Origin of the sequence: Rhodococcus sp. 14-2483-1-2, assembly GCF_002259405.1 — a bacterium.
In the GTDB taxonomy this organism is placed as follows: Bacteria; Actinomycetota; Actinomycetes; order Mycobacteriales; family Mycobacteriaceae; genus Rhodococcoides.
Map to the genome: position 1 here is coordinate 439,547 of NZ_NPFW01000021.1, position 19,570 is coordinate 459,116.

Genomic DNA, 19,570 nt, shown 5'->3' on the forward strand with positions numbered 1-19,570 from the left:
AAACGCACGACCTTCAGGAGAGAACCTTCGTGGCCGATTCGTTCGTTCATCTGCACAACCACACCGAATATTCGATGCTCGACGGTGCCGCCAAGATCGGGGCGATGTTCGCCGAGGCGGCACGGTTGGAGATGACGGCGGTCGGCATGACCGACCACGGCAACATGTACGGGGCCAGCGAGTTCTACAACGAGGCCAAGAAGGCAGGCATCAAGCCGATCATCGGCATCGAGGCCTACATCGCCCCCGAGTCGCGGTTCAACAAGAAGCGCGTGCTCTGGGGTGACCGCAGTCAGAAGTCCGACGACGTCTCCGGTAGCGGTGCCTACACGCACATGACGATGGTCGCCGAGAACGCCACCGGGGTCCGCAACCTGTTCAAGCTGTCCTCGCTCGCCTCCATCGAGGGCCAGCTGGGCAAGTGGGCCCGAATGGACGAGGAGATCATCGCCTCGCACGCCGAGGGCATCATCGCCACCACGGGCTGCCCGTCGGGGGAGGTGCAGACTCGGCTCCGACTCGGCCAGGAGCGCGAGGCGCTCGAGGCCGCAGCCAAGTGGCGCGAGATCTGGGGCCCGGAGAACTTCTTTCTCGAACTGATGGATCACGGCCTGTCCATCGAGCGACGCGTCCGCGAAGGTCTGCTCGACATCGGCAAGAAGCTCTCGATCCCACCGCTGGCCACCAACGACTGCCACTACGTCACCAAGGACGCCGCCGAGAACCACGAGGCGCTGCTGTGCATCCAGACCGGTAAGACGCTCAGCGATCCCACTCGCTTCAAGTTCGACGGCGACGGCTACTACCTCAAGTCCGCCGCCGAGATGCGCGAGCTCTGGGACGATCAGGTGCCCGGTGCCTGCGACAGCACGCTGCTCATCGCCGAGCGAGTGCAGCCCTACGACGAGGTGTGGGCGCACCGCGACCGGATGCCGATCTTCCCCGTGCCCGAGGGCCACACCCAGGGCACCTGGCTGCGCCACGAGGTCATGACCGGGCTCGAGCGTCGATTCCCCGACGGACCGGCCGAGGACTACCTCGCGCGCGCGGAGTACGAGATCAAGGTCATTCTCGAGATGGGCTTCCCGGCCTACTTCCTGGTGGTCGGCGACCTGATCAACCACGCCAAGGCCGTCGGCATCCGCGTCGGGCCCGGCCGAGGATCCGCTGCCGGATCGTTGGTCGCGTACGCCATGGGCATCACCAACATCGACCCACTCCCGCACGGTCTGCTGTTCGAGCGATTCCTCAACCCCGAGCGCGTGTCGATGCCCGATATCGATATCGACTTCGACGATCGTCGCCGCGGTGAGATGGTCCGCTACGCCACCGAGAAGTGGGGCAGCGATCGAGTGGCCCAGGTGATCACGTTCGGCACCATCAAGACCAAGGCCGCCATCAAGGACTCCGCACGAGTGCAGTTCGGCCAGCCCGGCTTCGGAATCGCCGATCAGATCACCAAGGCGCTGCCGCCGCCCATCATGGCCAAGGACATCTCGGTGGCCGGCATCACCGACCCGGCGCACGAGCGGTACAAGGAAGCCGTCGAGGTTCGAGCGCTGATCGACTCCAATCCCGACGTCGCGACCATCTACAAGACGGCCAAGGGACTCGAAGGCCTGATTCGCAACGCAGGCGTGCACGCCTGCGCGGTCATCATGTCCTCCGAGCCGCTCACCGATGCCATCCCGGTGTGGAAGCGCGCGCAGGACGGCGCGATCATCACCGGCTGGGACTACCCGTCGTGCGAGGCCATCGGCCTGCTCAAGATGGACTTCCTGGGTCTGCGCAACCTCACCGTCATCGGTGACGCCATCGACAACATCAAGGCCAACCGCGGCATCGACATCGATCTCGACGCTCTCCCACTCGACGACCCGGCGACCTTCGACCTGCTCTCTCGCGGAGACACTCTCGGCGTCTTCCAGCTCGACGGCAGTGCCATGCGTGATCTGCTCCGCCGTATGCAGCCCACCGGCTTCGAGGACATCGTCGCCGTCCTGGCCCTCTACCGGCCGGGTCCGATGGGCATGAACTCGCACAACGATTACGCCGACCGCAAGAACGGTAGGCAAGAGGTCAAGCCGATTCACCCGGAGCTCGAAGAGCCCCTCAAGGTGATTCTCGGCGAGACGTACGGCCTGGTGGTCTACCAGGAGCAGATCATGCAGCTCGCGCAGAAGGTGGCCGGCTACACGCTCGGCCAGGCCGACCTGCTCCGTCGTGCCATGGGCAAGAAGAAGCTCTCCGAGCTGGAGAAGGCCTACGCCGGGTTCCGGCAGGGCATGTTGGACAACGACTTCTCCGAGGCGGCCATCAAGGCGCTGTGGGACACCGTGCTGCCCTTCGCGGGCTACGCGTTCAACAAGTCTCACTCCGCGGGCTACGGCCTGGTGTCGTACTGGACGGCATACCTCAAGGCGAACTACCCGGCCGAGTACATGGCAGGCCTGCTCACCAGCGTCGGCGACGACAAGGACAAGGCCGCGATCTACCTCGCCGACTGTCGCAAGCTCGGTATCACGGTGCTGCCACCGGATGTCAACGAGTCCGAACTGAACTTCGCGTCGGTGGGCAAGGACATTCGGTTCGGTCTCGGCGCTGTCCGCAACGTCGGTACCAATGTGGTCGCGTCGATCATCAGGGCGCGATCGGAGAAGTCGAAGTACACCGACTTCTCCGACTACCTCGGCAAGATCGACGCGATCGCGTGCAGCAAGAAGGTCACCGAATCCCTCATCAAGGCAGGTGCTTTCGACTCGCTCGATCATCCGCGCAAGGGTCTGATGCTCATCCACGCCGATGCGATCGACGCGGTGATGGGCACCAAGAAGGCCGAGGCGATCGGTCAGTTCGATCTGTTCGGCGGCGAGGATGCCGACGAGTCCATCTCCGCAGTGTTCAACGTTCGGGTGCCGGACGAGGAGTGGGAATCCAAGCACCGGCTCGCCCTCGAACGCGAGATGCTCGGCCTCTACGTCTCGGGTCACCCGCTTCTGGGCGTCGAGCACATGCTGGCCGCGAAGTCCGACTGCAACATCCCCACCATCCTCGAGGGTGACATCAAGGACGGCACTCAGGTCACCGTCGGCGGCATTCTCGCCTCGGTGAATCGTCGGATCAACAAGAACGGTTTGACGTGGGCGTCGGCTCAGCTCGAGGACCTGGCCGGTGGTATCGAGGTGCTGTTCTTCCCGCAGGCGTACTCGGTGTTCGGTGCCGACGTCACCGAGGATTCGGTGGTACTGGTCAAGGGTCGGGTCTCGGTGCGTGACGACCGGGTGTCCTTGATCGCGAACGACCTTGCGGTGCCGGATCTTTCGGCCATCGGCATCGACAAGCCGCTTGCGGTGAGTCTACCGACGCGGCTGTGCACCGCCGACAAGGTCGGCGCGCTCAAGCGGGTGTTGATCAGTCACCCGGGGACCTCGGACGTTCATCTGCGGTTGGTCAGTGGCGACAAGATCACCACGATGAAACTCGATGACAGTCTGAGGGTGACGCCGACCTCGGCGCTGATGGGAGACCTGAAGGCGCTACTGGGGCCGGGCTGCCTGACGGGCTGACGCCGGGCCGGTCGAACCGAGCTCGGTCAGGCGCAGCGTCCACCACGCGACGACGGCAACCGCTGCGCCTGCCAGCACTGCTGCCTGCAGGGAGCCGGCAATGACGAGGGTCGCGGCGAACACGAGAAATCCGAGTGCGAGGGCTTCGAGCTTGTACACGGGCCACGCGATGCCTGCGACGTCAGCGGTGCGCAGCGCGGGAGCGGGTCGACGGCTCACCTGGGTGCTCGTGTAGGTCATCGCGTTCTCCTCTGGTAACCCCGGCAGGTTCGGGTGTCCGCTGCAGGAAGTTCAGACTATACCCAACAAAAGATTCGGTCCACCGAACTTGACCCTCGGGCCTGGCAATGTGATCGATCTCGTGGCGTCACGCCCGCGAGAGGTGTTCACTCGAAGTCATGCCATTGACAGGAGAATACGAACCGAGTTCATCCGACTGGGCCCGCGAGCAGGCCGAGCTGTACGAGAACTCCGGCGGAACCGAAGGCACGATGATGAACGGCATGCCGGTGGTGCTGTTGACCACCAAGGGCAACAAGAGCGGCAAGCTGCGCAAGTCGCCGTTGATGAAGGTCGAACACGACGGCGAGTACGCCATCGTCGCCTCGCTCGGCGGAGCACCGAAGCACCCGGTCTGGTACCACAACGTCAAGGCCGAGCCGCTCGTCGAGCTGCAGGACGGTCCGGACAAGCACGACTACATCGCACGCGAAGTGACCGGCGACGAGAAGGCCGTGTGGTGGGAACGTTCGGTTGCCGCGTACCCCGACTACGCGGAGTATCAGAAGAAGACCGACCGCGAGATACCTGTTCTCGTACTCTCACGCGCCTGAAACGGCGTCGCCGGCGTTCCGGAGTCGAGCCTGCGGAACGACCCGGTGTCCAGCGTGGAACGGTCCCGGATGGGCAACCGTTCGACGCTGGTGGCAGCATGTCCTGGTGTCTTCATCCCCTGAACTCGCCTCCCAGCACTCATCGTCGGTAGCCGTCACCGCTGCCGACATCGATGCCGCTGCCGTGCGAATTTCTTCGGTGGTGGCGGCGACGCCCCTGCAGCTGTGCGAGCGACTGTCTGCGGAGACGGGCGCGAAGGTCTACCTCAAGCGCGAGGACCTGCAGATCGTGCGGTCGTACAAGATTCGCGGCGCATACAACCTGATGGATCAGCTGACGGACGCCGAGCGCTCCGTGGGCGTGGTGACGGCGAGTGCAGGCAACCATGCTCAGGGCGTCGCGTTCGCGTGCCGGACGATGCAGGTGCGGGGGCGGATCTACGTCCCGGCCAACACCCCCAAGCAGAAGCGTGACCGAATCCGGGTGCACGGCGGCGAGTTCGTCGATCTCATCGTCATCGGGGACACGTTCGACGCTGCTGCCGCAGCGGCGGCCGAGGACGTCGCTCGTACCGGTGCCACGATGGTGCCGCCGTTCGACGATCCCCGTACCGTGGCCGGCCAAGGCACCATCGCCGCCGAAATAGTCGACCAGCTCGGCAGCGCGCCGGACGTCGTCGTGATGCCCGTCGGCGGCGGCGGATGCATCGCGGGCATCTCGAGCTACCTGCGCGAGCGAGCACCGCAGACCTCACTGGTGGGCGTCGAGCCGTCCGGAGCCGCGTCGATGACCGCCGCACTGATCGCCGGTGGCCCGGTGACGCTCTCCGACATCGATCCGTTCGTCGACGGAGCTGCCGTCCGCCGCATCGGAGACGTGCCGTACGCCGCGCTGCGGTCGCTGGGCGCGAGCGTGGTCTCGCACGCGTCGTTGCCGCTGCTCACCGCGCCGGTGTTCGACAGTGCAGGCCCCGGTGCGTTCCTGATCACGCAGATCGACGAGGGCGCGATCTGCACTGCGATGCTGGCGCTGTACCAGAACGAGGGCGTCATCGCCGAGCCCGCGGGTGCACTCGCGGTGGCTGCGCTCGAACACCTCGACATCGCCCCCGGCAGTACCGTCGTGTGCCTGGTCTCGGGTGGAAACAACGACGTCTCCCGATACGGCGAGATCCTCGAGCGCTCTCTGGTGCATTTGGGGCTCAAGCACTACTTCCTGGTGGATTTTCCGCAGGAACCCGGAGCGCTTCGCCGATTCCTCGACGAGGTACTCGGCCCCGAGGACGACATCACGCTGTTCGAGTACGTCAAGCGAAACAACCGGGAGACCGGTGCCGCACTGGTCGGCATCGAACTCGGGTTCGCGAGCGGATTGGGCCCGCTTCTGGAACGCATGCGGGATTCGCACCTGCACGTCGAGCAGCTGGAGCCGGGTTCCCCGGTGTACCGCTATCTGACCTGAGTCGGCACACCGAACGTACCCGCGCGAAGTCACCGGCCGAGAAGGCGATCGACCACCCGTCGATGCAGGTCGGGGTCCACTCCCGGAAGATCGAGGAGGGCACCGAGGTAGATCCCGTCGCCGACGAGTCTGATGATCTCGGCCTGGACCGGATCGTCGATCTCGGTGCGCAGACCCTCGTCCCACAACCGCATCATCTCGGTGACGGCGTCCTGCACCTCGCCGGAATTGCCGTCGACGCTGCGTAACGCGGCCAGGGTCGATCGATACAGTGCAATCTCCTTCTCGGAGATGGAGTCGGGCGGTTGCAGATACCACTCGGCCACCGAGGTTCCGCCTGCTGCGGCGTCGGCGCGCTGCTGGTCGGCCTGGGCACCGAGTCGTCGCACCATGGCGGCGATCAGCGCGTCCTTGGTCTTGAAGTGATAGAGCAGACCGCCCTTGGAGACGCCTGCGGCGGCGGCGACGCTGTCGAGGGTCACCTTGGTCATGCCGTGTTCGATCAGCATCGATTCGAGTGCGTCGAGTATTCGGTCGCGGGTGTCCGATGACATGAAAGTCACTTTACCGGCTGGACGGTTCGCGGTACTCTCGATCACTGTACCGGCTGGACGGTTGGTGCTCGCAGGCGTTTCGGACCCGGCCATCGCCGGCGCACCGAGCGCAGAACGTAGGAGATGTAGTGAGTGACATGCGCACCGGATCGGTGCACGAGGTAGCCGGGGGATCCGAGCACCGGGCGACCCCTCGGGACTGGCTCGGTTTGGTGGTGCTGGCGTTCGCGGTGCTGCTCATCGCTGTCGATGGCACCGTCCTCGATCTGGCACTGCCGTTCATCAGTTCGGACTTGGCACCGACCAGCAACCAGCTGCTGTGGATCATCGACGTCTACTCGTTCGTCCTGGCCGGCCTGCTCATCACCATGGGCACGCTCGGCGATCGCATCGGCCGTCGCCGACTGCTGCTGATCGGAGCAGCGGGCTTCGGCATCGCCTCGCTCGTCGCCGCTGTGTCGACCAGCGCCGAGATGCTCATCGCCGCGCGGGTGTTGCAAGGTATTTCCGGCGCGACCTTGATGCCCGCGACGCTCGGCCTGATCAGGACCATCTTCCTGAACCCGCGTCAGCGTGTCGCCGCCATCGGCGTGTGGGGCGCGATGGCGGGTGGCGGTGCTGCGGCCGGTCCACTCGTGGGCGGTTGGCTGCTCGAGCACTTCTGGTGGGGCTCGGTGTTTCTCATCAACATTCCCGTGATGATCGTGCTGATCGCGCTCGGGCCACTGGTGATTCCCGAGTCCAAGGATCCGAATCCGGGCCGCTTCGACCTCACGAGTTCGGCGCTGTCGATGCTCGCCATCGTGCCCGTGGTGTTCGCGGTGAAAGAAACCGCAGCGCACGGATTCGACGTGGTGTACCTGCTCTCCGCCGTGATCGGTGTGATCGCCGGCTTCGTGTTCGTCCGCCGGCAGCGGACCCTCGCCGCGCCGATGATCGACCTGAGGCTGTTCGCGAACCGGGCGTTCTCGACGGGCGTCGCCACGAACTTCCTGTCGGTGTTCGCCCTCGCCGGGGTGCTGTTCTTCGGCTCGCAGTACCTGCAGCTCGTACTCGGCAACAGCCCGCTCGAAGCCGGATTGCTGCTGCTACCGGGCACGGCGGCCAGTATCGTCACCTCACTGCTGGTTGCGGTGCTGGTTCGATACTTCAGCGCGGGAACGGTTCTCGGCGTCGCGATGTTCGTGGCCGCCGCGGGCGCAGGCCTCCTGGTCGGCCTCGCAACCGACAGCGGCCCGGCGTTGTTCATCGCCGGATTCGTCCTCGTCGGAGCGGGAGTCGGTGTCGCGCTGACGCTGACCTCCGAGTTGGTCGTCAGCTCCGTCGAACCCGAACGAGCGGGAGCTGCCTCGGCGGTGTCGGAGACCGCGTACGAGCTGGGTATCGCGCTGGGTGTCGCCGTGCTCGGCACCGTCGTGATGGCCATCTTCCGTCGCGGAATCGACGTCACCCAGCTGACCCCCGAGCTCGGAGCCAAGGCAGGCGAGACACTCGGCGGAGCGGATGCGGTGGCTCGTGAGTTGCCGGACTCGGTGGCGACGGTTCTGCTCGATTCCGCACATGCTGCGTTCGTATCGGGCATGCATGTCGCGGCCGTCGCCACCGCGGTGGTGCTGGCGATCACCGCCGTGTTCGTCCTGGTCAATCTACGCAGGCGTCAGGACTCCAGCACGACGACGGAGTGACCAGGAACCGTGGTGGCGGAGCCGGTCCGGTCCGAGGTCGTCGGCTCCCACTCGAGCAGGGCGGAGCCGCCGACCGGCACCGCCACCGCGGATTCGGACAGGTTGCACACCACGCTGATGCGGCCTCGGCGAACGACGATCCACTTCGCGTCCTCGTCGTACTCCACCTTCACGTGGTCGAGCCACGGATCGGTCAATTCGGTCCGGTCACGGCGCAGCCGCAACAGATCGCGGTAGACGGCCAACAGTCGCGCATGATCGCCGTCGCCCAGCTCCGCCCAGTTCAGCTTCGATCGCGTGAACGTCTCGGGATCCTGCGGATCCGGGATGTCGCTCTTGTCCCAACCGTGCTCGGCGAACTCCGCTTTGCGCCCCTCTGCGGTGGCCTTGCCCAGCTCGGGCTCGGGGTGCGAGGTGAAGAACTGGAACGGCGTCGACGCTCCCCATTCTTCGCCCATGAACAGCATCGGAGTGTAGGGCGAGGTCAGCACCAGGGCGGCCTTGATCGCGAGCTGGCCGGGGGAGAGGTAGAAGCCCGGTCGATCGCCGATCGCACGGTTGCCCACCTGGTCGTGCGTGGTCGTGTAGGTCACCAGGGAGCTGGCCGGGATTCGTCGGGTGTCCAGCGGGCGACCGTGGATACGGCCGCGGAAACTCGAGTACGTTCCGGCGTGAAAGAAGCCCTGCCGCAGCGTGTTCGCAAGCCCCTGCAGCGAACCGAAATCGCCGTAGTAGCCCTGCCGCTCACCGGAGACCGCGGCATGGATCGCATGGTGGATGTCGTCGTCCCACTGGGCGTCGAGTCCGTAACCGCCGCCCGACCGAGCGGTGATCAGCATCGGATCGTTGAGATCGCTCTCGGCGATCAGGGTCAGTGGCCGACCCAGATGTGCCGAGAGACTTCGGGTTTCGATCGACAGCTGTTCGAGCAGGTGCACCGCAGTGTGGTCGACGATCGCGTGTACTGCGTCGAGTCGCAGCGCGTCGATGTGGAACTCGGAGAACCACCGCAGCGCGTTGTCGAGGGCGTAGCGTCGCACCTCGCCCGAGTCGGCCTCGGCGTAGTTGATCGCCTGGCCCCAACTGTTGGCACCCTCGGTCATGTACGGGCCGAAGCGGTCCAGGTAGTTGCCGGACGGGCCGAGGTGGTTGTAGACCACGTCGAGAACGACGCCGATGCCGCGGCCATGGCAGGCATCGACCAAGCGCTGCAAGCCTTCCGGGCCGCCGTACGTCTCGTGCACGGTGTACCAGAGCACACCGTCGTAGCCCCAGTTGTGCACGCCGTTGAACCCGTTGACCGGCATGATCTCGACGAATGTCACGCCGAGGTCGACCAGATGATCGAGCTTGGTGATGGCCGCGTCGAACGTGCCCTCGTCGGTGAACGTGCCGATGTGCAGCTCGTAGATCGACGAGCCGGGCAGTTGCCGTCCGGTCCAGGCGGCGTCGGTCCACAGCGTCGGATCGACCTGGAAGACCTGGGACAGCTCGTGTACGCCGTCGGGCTGCCGAGGCGACCGCGGATCCGGGAGCGCCTTGTCTGCGTCGTCGAGCAGGAAGCCGTAACGACTCGTCGGGCTGCAGTCGACATCCGCGTGCCACCACCCGTTCGAGGAGCGCTGCATCGGATGCACCGTGTCGTCGAGCTGGAGGCGGACGGTCTCGGGGGTCGGTGCCCAGACCTGGAACCGACGAGTCGCTGCCGGTGATGTCACTGCTGTCGATGTCGCTGCTGTCGATGTCACTGTGTCACCGCTTCTTCGTTGTCGCGCACCAGGAGTGCGACCGGGAGTGAGGCGAACATCTCGGCGACCGACACGGTGCCGGTGTGTTCGACGTCGGTAATCCGATCGCGCCAGCGGCCGTCGGGCAGGGACACGGTTGTCTCACCCCAACCCTGCTCGGAGACGCCGAGTGAGAGTCTGGTGGCCAGTGCGATCACGTCGGCGTTGCCGGCCAGTGGGCCACGCGCGAATCCGACGAGGTGCTCGGCTGCGGATCCGTTCGCGACGATGGGGGTGTAGGTTCCGCCGACGAAACTTTCGGGTCGCTCGCGTCGCACGTGCAGTGCGGAGCGAACGACGGCGAGCTTGGCAGCACCCGTATCGACCGAGAGTGCAGCGGAGTTCGACGCGGCGAGCATCGATCGACGGACCGAGTAGTCGACGGGCCGTCTGTTGTCGGGGTCGACGAGCGAGTCCTCCCACAACTCGGTGCCCTGGTACACATCGGGGATACCGGGCCCGGCCAGGTTCAGCAGTTTCTGACCCAGTGCGCCGGAATGGCCGTGCGGAGCGAGCTTCTCGACGAGCATCGACATCGAACGCGCGACGGCACCGTCGAAGATCGCGTCGAGCCAGCTGTGTACCGCGGACTCGAATTCCTCGTCCGGGTCGGTCCACGTCGTGCGAAGGGCTGCCTCGCGGATCGCCTTCTCCGCGTATGCGTGGACGCGTTCACGCAACGAGGAGGTGACCACGCCGTCCGTCGGCCAGACTCCGAACAGGTTCTGCCACAGGAACATTCCAGTGGTGCCGTCTGGACTCGGGGCCAGTTCTTCCCAGTCGGTGATGCATCGGGCCCACAGTTCGGGAGTCTGCGACAGCACGCCGATGCGCGCTCGCACATCCTCGCCTCGCTTGGTGTCGTGAGTCGACAGCGTGGTCATCGCAGCAGGCCAACGCTTCGCGCGGTCCGCATTGGTGAGATGGAAGAACTCTGTGCTGCAACCGAATCGGCTGGGATCGCCGCCGACCTCCTGCAGCGAGATGAGCCGGTTGGCGCGATAGAACAAGCAGTCCTCGACGCCCTTGGCGGTGACGGCACCGCACACCTGATCGAATCGCACCGGCGATTCGGCACCGCCGATGAGAGCTGTCGTCAACGCACCGAGGCCGGCTGCCAGTTCGGGCTGCTCCTCGCCGATCTCCGCGATCACGCCGGGCAGGACGCGGGCGAGCGGCGCGTAGTCGGTCCTGTACACGGGAACGGCCGCGACGACGGCGACGATCGCGTCGATGACGGACTCGAGATCGACGCTCGTGCCGGACTCGCGCACGACGGCCCGCGCCAGGCGTCGTACCTCCGGGGACAGATCCCCGCGGGCGACACCGGTCTTGAGGTCGAGTTCCGTCTCGTGCAGCGTCTCGCTGTCGTAGGCGATGCCCGAGCGCACCTGGGACAACGCGGTGAGCGCGTGCACGCCCTCGGGGTCGACGAACACTCCGCCGACTGCGGCCAGGGCGTCGTATCCGGTCGTGCCGTCGACGGGGAGCGACTCGTCCAACGGTTCGCCGTCGGCGAGAATCTTCTCGATGACCAGCCACCGATCGGGGCCGAGAAGTCCGCGTAGTTCGGTGAGGTAGCCGGCGGGGTCGGCCAGACCATCGGGATGGTCGACGCGAAGTCCGTCGATCAGACCGTCCTCGATCCAACTGGCCACCTGACGATGGGAGTCGGTGAAGACGTCGAGGTCTTCCTGCCGAATTCCCGCGAGGCCGTTGACCGAGAAGAACCGTCGGTACCCGATCAGCCCGTCGGACCAGCTCACCAGTCGGTACGACTGACGGTCGTGCACGGCCTGCGCGTCGCCGCTGTCCGTGCCGTCGGCGATGGGGAAGCGGTGCTCGTAGAACGCGAGCAGAGGCTGGTCCTCGGAGCGGTCGACGGTCAGCTCACCGACGTCGCTCGCGCTACCCAGGACGGGGATGGCGATCTTGCCGTCGACGCCGTTGTCGGCTCCGAAGTCGATGTCGAAGTACGTTGCGTACTCGGAGTCGCGACCACGCCGCAGTACGTCCCACCACCATCCGTTCTGCCGCGGATCCTCCACTCCGACGTGGTTGGGCACGATGTCGACGATGATCCCCATGCCCAGTTCGGCAGCACGAGAATGCAACTGCGTGAATGCCTCTCGGCCCCCGAGTGCGGCCGAGACAGTCGAGGTGTCGGTGACATCGTAACCGTGGGTCGAGCCCTCGGTCGCAGTGAGGATGGGCGACAGATAGAGGTGGGTGACGCCGAGGTCGTGTAAATAATCGACCACGTCGGAGGCGTCGGCCAGGGTGAAGGCATCGCCCCGCAGTTGTAACCGGTATGTACTGGTGGGCAGCGGCATATGTCAGGCAGTCTTTCGTAGAACGAGCAAGGAACGAGCGGTGACTTCCACCGGTGTACCCGCTTCGATCGATTTCTCACTTGTCCCGGTTCGCGACGCGGTGTTCAGCGCCACCGTCCACTCCTTGGCGTAGTTTCCGTCCGGGGTCACGAACTCGATGGTCTCGTGATGTGCGTTGAAGCACAACAGGAACGAGTCGTCCACCACGCGCTCGCCGCGCTGGTTCGGTTCCGGGATTCCGTCACCGTTGAGGAACACGGTGAGCGATTTGCCGAATCCGCTGTCCCAGTCCTCCGGAGTCATCTCCTCGCCCGCGGGGGTGAGCCAGGCGATGTCTCGGGCCTGCTCGCCGGTTCGAATGGGACGGCCCTCGAAGAACCGTCGACGCCGGAACACCGGGTGCTCGGCACGCAGCGCGATGGCGTTGCGGGTGAACTCGATCAGTTCGGCGTTCTTCTCGGCCAACGACCAGTCCATCCAGGCCAGTTCGGAGTCCTGGCAGTAGACGTTGTTGTTGCCCTGCTGAGTGCGCGCCATCTCGTCGCCGTGGGCGATCATCGGCGTGCCCTGACTGAGCAGCAACGTCGCCATGATGTTGCGGATCTGGCGGGCACGCAGGTCGAGGATCTCCGGATCGTCCGTCGGGCCCTCGACGCCGCAGTTCCACGAGCGGTTGTGGCTCTCGCCGTCGTTGTTGTCCTCGCCGTTGGCGTCGTTGTGCTTGTCGTTGTAGGACACCAGATCGTTGAGGGTGAACCCGTCGTGCGCGATGACGAAGTTGATGCTGGCACCGGGGCGACGGCCGGTGGCCTCGTACAAATCCGAGGATCCGGTCAGTCTCGACGCGAACTCGCCCAGCGTGGCAGGCTCGCCCCGCCAGTAGTCGCGCACGGTGTCGCGGTATTTGCCGTTCCATTCCGTCCACAGGCCGGGGAAGTTGCCGACCTGGTAGCCGCCTTCGCCGATGTCCCAGGGCTCGGCGATCAGTTTCACCTGGCTGACGACCGGATCCTGTTGCACCAGATCGAAGAACGCGCTCAGGCGATCGACGTCGTGCAGTTCGCGAGCCAGGGTGGACGCGAGGTCGAAGCGGAATCCGTCGACGTGCATCTCGGTGACCCAGTAGCGCAGTGAGTCCATGATGAGCTGCAGCGTGTGCGGGTGTCGCGCGTTGAGGCTGTTGCCGGTACCGGTGTAATCCATGTAGTGCTCAAGGTCGCCGTCGACGAGCCGGTAGTACGCGGCGTTGTCGATGCCGCGGAAGCTGATGGTCGGGCCCATGTGGTTGCCCTCGGCGGTGTGGTTGTAGACCACGTCGAGGATCACCTCGATGCCGGCGGCGTGGAACGAACGAACCATGGCCTTGAACTCGGTGACCGCGGCACCGGGGGACTTGTGTGAGGAGTACTCGGCGTGCGGGGCCAGGAAGCCGAATGTGTTGTAGCCCCAGTAGTTTCGCAGTCCCTTGTCCAGCAGAACCTGATCTTGCATGAACTGGTGCACCGGCATCAGCTCGATGGCCGTGACACCGAGGTGGTTGAGGTGGTCGATGATCACCGGATGCGCCAGGCCTGCGTAGGTGCCGCGCTCGGTTTCGGGGATGTCGGGATGGTTGATCGTCATGCCCTTGACGTGGGCCTCGTAGATCACCGTCTCGTGATACGGGCGCTTGGGGGCGCGATCGGCCTGCCAGTCGAAGAAGGGGTTGATCACGACGGTGGTCATCGTGTGCCCGAGCGAATCGTGCTGGGGGAAGTCGTTGTTCGGCACGTCGTCGTGCGCGATGGGAGCGTCCTCGATGATCTCGTCGTCGGGATCGGCGAGATCGGTGGCGTCCTCGAACGGGGCCTCGGCGTCGAGTGAATCCGCGGATTCCTCGTCGATCCGTACCTCGGCCTCGGGTTCGGGAGCCGGCGCGTCCATGTTGTACGAGAACAGCGATCGGTCGCCGTCGAACGATCCCTCGAACGCCTTGCCGTACGGATCGACGAGCAGCTTGCTCGGGTCACAGCGGTGCCCGGCTGCCGGATCCCATGGGCCGTGGACGCGGTAGCCGTAGCGCTGACCCGGTTCCACCGTGGGCAGATACGCGTGCCAGACGTAGCCGTCGGACTCCTCGAAGCGGATGCGGGTCTCGGTTCCGTCGTCGGCGATCAGGCACAGATCCACGGCCTCCGCGGCCTCGGAGAACAGTGCGAAATTGGTTCCTGCTCCGTCGTAGGTCGCGCCGAGCGGATAAGCGGATCCCGGCCATACTGCGATGGCAGGCGTGTCGTCGGAGGCTTCGTGCAGCATGGATCAACCCTACTGTGGCGGGTGGGCCCGGGCTTACCGAGCGCGACCCGCTCCGGTCACGGTCCGGCCCACCAGCCGGTGGCCGATCCGATCTGTCGGCCCAGCTCGGTGGTGAGAGTTCGCACGTAGGTCGCGGTGAGATGGTGTTCGTCACGGTAGATCAGAACGTTGCCCTGCTCGACGCGGCACACGGTGTCGTCGCACACGGCATCGGACAGGTCGAGAGCAGAGAACCCGGGCAGCTGGAACGAGGAGGCAAGGGCCGGGTTGACGGGGTCCAACGCCTCGTCCCTCGGGATACCGCACGAGGCGGCCGTGCCGCCGTCGGCGAGGCAGTCGATAGCCCGATACGCAAGCCACGGGGTGTCCCTGACACCCAGTATTCCCACTCCGTCGCCGATCAGTTGCTGCCATACCGAGGCGTACCAGTTGGGGGTGTAGTCGCCGGGAACGTCCTCTCGGGGGCGGGTGGCGGTGGTGAACACGTAGTCCGGCTGCATCGCGGCCACGTCGGCGAGCACGGTCTGCGTCCAATCCAGGCAGTCGGGGTACTCGTTGGGGCCGAGCATCGGCATCGTGTCCGTGCTCAACGGACAGCCCATCTTGAGAAACGTGACGACCTTGAAGCCGTGCCGGAGACCGAGTGTGTCGAGGGCCGTCACCCAGTGTTCGGCATGTGAACTGCCTGCCAGCACGATCGTTCGGTCCGAGTCGACGTCGCCGTAGGTGCAACAGATCGCGTCCCGCGTCTCGAAGTCCGCGATGCAGCCCTCGAGGGTGGTGACGGGGAGATCCTCGGGAGCGGAGTAGAGCGGCGGACTGATGTCGGCCGGCTCCACGCGAATCCCGTCGGTGAGTTCGAGCGCTCCGGGGTGAGTCAGTTCGTCGACCGATCCGTCCGCCTGCACCGCGGTGATCGACCGATCGATGTAGACGTTCCATCCGACCGAGCCGGCCGTCACTGCGACTGCGGCGATCGTCGCGGTCGCAGTCACCGCGATGCGTCCTGGTGTGAACGTGCTCGACTGGGTGGGGCGCTCGACGAGACGGACGGTGAGCCATGCCAGTGCGACCGAGGCTCCGATGATGCCGAGACCGCCGAGTACGTCGGCGTGGGGCCGGCCGGTGGCCGACAGATAGAAGATCAGCAGCGGCCAGTGCCACAGGTACAGCGGAAACGCGATCGATCCGACCCAGGCGAAGAACCGATTGGAGAGCGTGGCCGCGACGGCGGTCTCGGAGCCGGCGACGATCAACGCGATGGTGGCCAACACCGGAACGAGGGCCAGGGGGCCGGGAAAGGCAGTCACTCCGTCGACCACGAAGCCGCACCCGACGATGACGGTCATGCCGACCACGGCGAGAACCGAGCGCACGGTCGACGACGAGCGGGGGTATCGCGACGACGTCTCGGTCGGACCGTGGCTTCGTGCGGCGAACACGGCGGCGACGGCGGCACCGAGCATGATCTCCCAGAGCCGCGCACCGGTGTCGTAGTAGTTCCACGCCTGATGGCGTTGCACACCGTCTGCTGCGTAGACGAAGGACACCACCGCTATCACGGCGAATATCGCCGCGAACGTCTGCGGTCGAAGGCTTCGTAGTCCGTCGGGACGCACGGTGCGTCGTATCCACGCGAGACCGAACACGACGGCAATGGCCAGTAGATAGAACTGGAACTGCACGGCCACCGACCACAGGTGCTGCAGTGGGCTCACCGAGGGGTCGGCCGCAAGGTAGTCGTTGGCCGTCGTCGCCAGCTGCCAGTTCACGTAGTAGAAGACACCGGATACCAGTTGATCGCCCAGGTCGGCCCAACGAGTGCGCGGCAGCAGGAACACCGATGCGACGGCAACCGCAAGCAATGTGATCAGCAGGGGAGGCCCGAGCCTGCGCAGCACCCGCGTGATCCGGGTGAACGGATTCAGGCTTGCCCCGGCCTCGGCCGATCGAAGCAGAGATGCGGTGAAGAAGAAGCCGGACAGTGTGAGGAATACATCGACGCCGCCCGAGACCCGACCCATCCAGATGTGGAAGACGACAACGAGGGCGATCGCGACACCGCGCAGGCCGTTGAGATCTCGGCGTTGCGGTGGCCGGTGCGTACCGCTGGGCGGAGAATCTGCATCCCCCTGAGCCGCAACAACCGGGGCCGAGGTATCGGCGACCGAATCGGTGCCGGCTCTGCTGTGGGGTACGTGCATGGAGGAGAAGTGACTTCCCGGCTGTGTATCGACCACTCGGTCGGGGGTCGCGGACGGTGGTACCCGATCTTGATGAGACCGGGATTCTGGGGCAAACAATACGTGTACGTGAGGTGAAGTACTCCTCGGAGTCTGCTTTGCCGCAATCGGCCCAGTTCGGGGGCGGTTTCGGGCGCCTTGCGCATCGTACGGCTTGCGCATGTATGAGGCGTATGCAAGCATTTATCAAGCGCGTGCAACTAAACGCGATAGCTCGATAAATGCGTACGCATCTTCCATTCAGGAGTTCAGACATGCCACTCGGCTTGCTCGCCCTCGCCATCGGGGGATTCGGAATCGGTTTGACCGAATTCGTCATCATGGGCCTACTGCCCGAAGTCGCGGCCGATTTTGCGGTCACCGAGGCCACCGCCGGCTGGCTCATCACCGGCTACGCGCTGTCCGTCGTCGTCGGGGCACTGTTCGTCACCGCAGCCGTGACACGGTTTCCTCGCAAGAACGTCCTGCTCGCACTGATGTGCCTGTTCATCGTCGGCAATCTCGTTTCCGCACTGTCGAGCAGCTACGAGATGATGCTGTTCGGCCGCGTCGTCGCAGCGCTGTGTCACGGAGCGTTCTTCGGCATCGGTGCCGTCGTCGCGGCGAGCCTGGTCGAGCCGGCGAAGAAGGCCGGAGCCATCGCCATGATGTTCGCCGGCCTCACCGCCGCCAACGTCCTGGGAGTTCCGTTCGGGACGTTCCTGGGTCAGAACCACGGTTGGCGCTCGACGTTCTGGGCGATCACGGTGATCGGCATCGTCGCGTCGATCGGCATCGCCGCCCTCGTTCCTCGCGACACCGGGAGCGGTGAGGTGAGCAATCTGCGGCGAGAGTTGCGCGCGTTCCGATCGGTGCAGGTATGGCTGTCCATCGTGGTCACGGTGCTCGGGTACGGCGGCATGTTCGGTGCGTTCACGTACATCGCGTTCACGCTCACCGACGTCAGTGGCTTCGCGTCGAGTTCGGTGCCGTGGCTCCTCGTGCTGTTCGGCGGCGGGTTGTTCGTCGGCAACTATCTCGGCGGCAAGGCGGCAGACCGCAACCTCACCGGCACGCTGACGATTCTGCTCGGTGCGCTGACCGTCGTACTCGTCTTCTTCGCGCTCACCGCGGAGAGTCGTCCGGCGACGATCGCATCTCTCGTGCTCATGGGTGCGTTCGGCTTCGCAACGGTCCCGGGGCTGCAGATGCGGGTGATGTCGTTCGCATCCGACGCTCCGACGATGGCGTCCGGCGCGAACATCGCCGCGTTCAATCTCGGAAACGCGTTGGGCGCGTGGCTCGGCGGTGTCACGATCTCGGCCGGTCTCGGCTACACCTCGCCCATCTGGGCCGGATCCGGCATCACCGCGGCTGCCTTGATGGTGTTGTTGTTCGCGACCGGTCTGCTCCGACGCGCCGACGTGAATCCGATCGCGGGGGCGGGACGACCGAGCGCTGCAACCAGTGCCGCGGGATCGTCCACCTGAAGGCCGAAGGAGTGGGCGCTGCCCTCGACCCTCCACCGCTGCAGGGGCGAGGGCACGGCAACCGTTGTAGGGCAGGACAAATCGATGTCGACGGTGGTGCCGTCCTGATGCGGTAGGACGAGTCGGCCGCCGTCGAGCGTCGGCGACACGACGCCGTAGCGGCGGTGGATTCGGGCGGAGACGATGGTCGCTCGGTCCACCATCGCGACGACCTTCCCGGAGGTTCGCAGAGTGAGTGTGGTCGGCGAGAGAACGTGAGGATGGACGCGGGCCAGCGCGACCGACGAGGTGAGCACGATCAGTGACGCCACCGACAGAGCTGCGAGGACTGCACTGATCCACAGCACCGGAATCAGCAGATGCAGAACGACCATCTCGATGACGGTGACGACGCCGAACATCACCGGCATCGCAAGGGTTCCACGTACCGCGGTGAACACTGCCGAATCCGCGCCGATCGGCGCATGCCGTCGACGGCCCCACAGCAGCAATGCGTGCCATCTGCCGACCCGGACCGGGGTGTGGACCGTCATCGAGCAGCACCGGGGCGGCTGGGTTCGCTGGTCTGCAGACGTGCGATGGCGTCGATGATCACTGCGCGCTGAGCGGGATCGGGCACGATGTCGTCGATACTCAGCGGGCCGGTCTCGTGGGTGGAGACCTCCGGCTCCGCCGAAACGAGAGCGGGAATATCGAGCACCGACGCCAATTCTGCTGCGAGCGAATCGATGTCGGCTGCGGCATCGTCGACCCCTCGGCCTTCGAGCGCGCTGAATCTGCGCAGGAGCGCCAGGTACTTCACCCGGGTGTCGGGATCGGCCAGCGTCGCTGTCATCGACTCGAAGAACGACGAGGGGACGGTGCCCGAGATCGCCATCACCTCGAGCAGGTCACGCTCACGGAGCAGCGCTTCGCGGTCGGTCTCGGCAGCGGCATCGATCAACGCGGCCAGTGTGTCCGCCGCATCGCGCGGCAGCGCGGTCAGTGGACGATGCTCGACGGCGTCGTCGAGCAGGGCCGACAAGCGAGTGTGCCGGTGCGCCAGAGCTTTCTGCTGCGATTCGATACCGGACAACAGAGCGCGTAGATCGGCGACCACGTCGCTCTCGTCCGCCTCGGACCGGTCGAGGGCGGCAGCTATCGCGCCGAGAGGCATTCCGCAGTCGGCAAGCCAACGGATTCTCATCAGTCGAACCACGTCGTCGATCGTGTACTCGCGATAGCCGTTGGACAGACGGCGTGGCTCACCGAGCAGGCCGAGACGGTGATAGTGCCGCACTGTTCGAGGTGTCGTTCCGGCGGCGTCGGCCAGGGATCCGATTCTCATGTGTTCAGTGTGAACC

At 65.4% G+C, this 19,570-nt stretch carries 12 protein-coding genes; 5 read left to right on the forward strand and 7 right to left on the reverse strand.

The genetic code is table 11. The features are described 5' to 3' along the window. Positions 1-29 precede the first annotated feature (29 nt). A complete protein-coding gene (dnaE, locus tag CH295_RS20550; protein ID WP_037192775.1) occupies positions 30-3,566 on the forward strand; it encodes a DNA polymerase III subunit alpha in 3,537 nt (1,178 codons plus the stop codon). On the opposite strand, the gene CH295_RS20555 is transcribed toward dnaE, so the two are convergent. Next, on the reverse strand, positions 3,537-3,806 hold the full coding sequence (locus CH295_RS20555) for a hypothetical protein (protein WP_052047837.1): 270 nt from the start codon (positions 3,804-3,806) through the stop codon (positions 3,537-3,539). The two genes, dnaE and CH295_RS20555, sit on opposite strands and share 30 nt — an antisense overlap. A 158-nt stretch (positions 3,807-3,964) precedes the next feature. On the opposite strand from CH295_RS20555, the gene CH295_RS20560 reads away from it, so the two are divergent. Next, positions 3,965-4,399, forward strand: a complete 435-nt coding sequence (locus tag CH295_RS20560) for a nitroreductase family deazaflavin-dependent oxidoreductase (RefSeq protein ID WP_094635438.1) — start codon at positions 3,965-3,967, stop codon at positions 4,397-4,399. A 106-nt stretch (positions 4,400-4,505) separates the two neighbouring features. Next, positions 4,506-5,861: a threonine ammonia-lyase IlvA gene (ilvA, locus tag CH295_RS20565; RefSeq protein ID WP_094635437.1), complete on the forward strand. Its 1,356-nt coding sequence runs from the start codon at positions 4,506-4,508 to the stop codon at positions 5,859-5,861. A 29-nt stretch (positions 5,862-5,890) separates the two neighbouring features. Here ilvA and CH295_RS20570 read toward each other — a convergent pair whose 3' ends face one another. Then, positions 5,891-6,415: a TetR/AcrR family transcriptional regulator gene (locus CH295_RS20570; protein WP_094635640.1), complete on the reverse strand. Its 525-nt coding sequence runs from the start codon at positions 6,413-6,415 to the stop codon at positions 5,891-5,893. 137 nt (positions 6,416-6,552) lie between these two features. On the opposite strand from CH295_RS20570, the gene CH295_RS20575 reads away from it, so the two are divergent. After that, positions 6,553-8,100: an MFS transporter gene (locus CH295_RS20575; RefSeq protein ID WP_037192768.1), complete on the forward strand. Its 1,548-nt coding sequence runs from the start codon at positions 6,553-6,555 to the stop codon at positions 8,098-8,100. On the opposite strand, the gene treZ is transcribed toward CH295_RS20575, so the two are convergent. Genes treZ through CH295_RS20595 form a run of 4 tightly spaced genes read right to left on the reverse strand, consistent with a single transcriptional unit; the run spans position 8,073 to position 16,719 of the window. Beyond that, complete coding sequence (gene treZ, locus CH295_RS20580; protein ID WP_094741774.1) at positions 8,073-9,818, reverse strand: malto-oligosyltrehalose trehalohydrolase; 1,746 nt, start codon at positions 9,816-9,818, stop codon at positions 8,073-8,075. The genes CH295_RS20575 and treZ overlap by 28 nt on opposite strands. Positions 9,819-9,844: 26 nt before the next feature. Beyond that, positions 9,845-12,220 (reverse strand): malto-oligosyltrehalose synthase, encoded by a 2,376-nt coding sequence (gene treY / locus CH295_RS20585; protein ID WP_094741775.1) that lies wholly within the window; start codon positions 12,218-12,220, stop codon positions 9,845-9,847. Between the two features lie 3 nt (positions 12,221-12,223). Continuing rightward, positions 12,224-14,515, reverse strand: coding sequence for a glycogen debranching protein GlgX (gene glgX, locus CH295_RS20590; RefSeq protein ID WP_094741776.1), 2,292 nt, complete (start codon positions 14,513-14,515; stop codon positions 12,224-12,226). A 56-nt stretch (positions 14,516-14,571) separates the two neighbouring features. Continuing rightward, positions 14,572-16,719 (reverse strand): acyltransferase family protein, encoded by a 2,148-nt coding sequence (locus CH295_RS20595; protein WP_094741777.1) that lies wholly within the window; start codon positions 16,717-16,719, stop codon positions 14,572-14,574. Between the two features lie 293 nt (positions 16,720-17,012). On the opposite strand from CH295_RS20595, the gene CH295_RS20600 reads away from it, so the two are divergent. After that, complete coding sequence (locus CH295_RS20600; protein ID WP_094741778.1) at positions 17,013-18,227, forward strand: MFS transporter; 1,215 nt, start codon at positions 17,013-17,015, stop codon at positions 18,225-18,227. A 529-nt stretch (positions 18,228-18,756) separates the two neighbouring features. On the opposite strand, the gene CH295_RS20605 is transcribed toward CH295_RS20600, so the two are convergent. After that, on the reverse strand, positions 18,757-19,554 hold the full coding sequence (locus CH295_RS20605) for a MerR family transcriptional regulator (protein ID WP_094741779.1): 798 nt from the start codon (positions 19,552-19,554) through the stop codon (positions 18,757-18,759). Positions 19,555-19,570 lie beyond the last annotated feature (16 nt).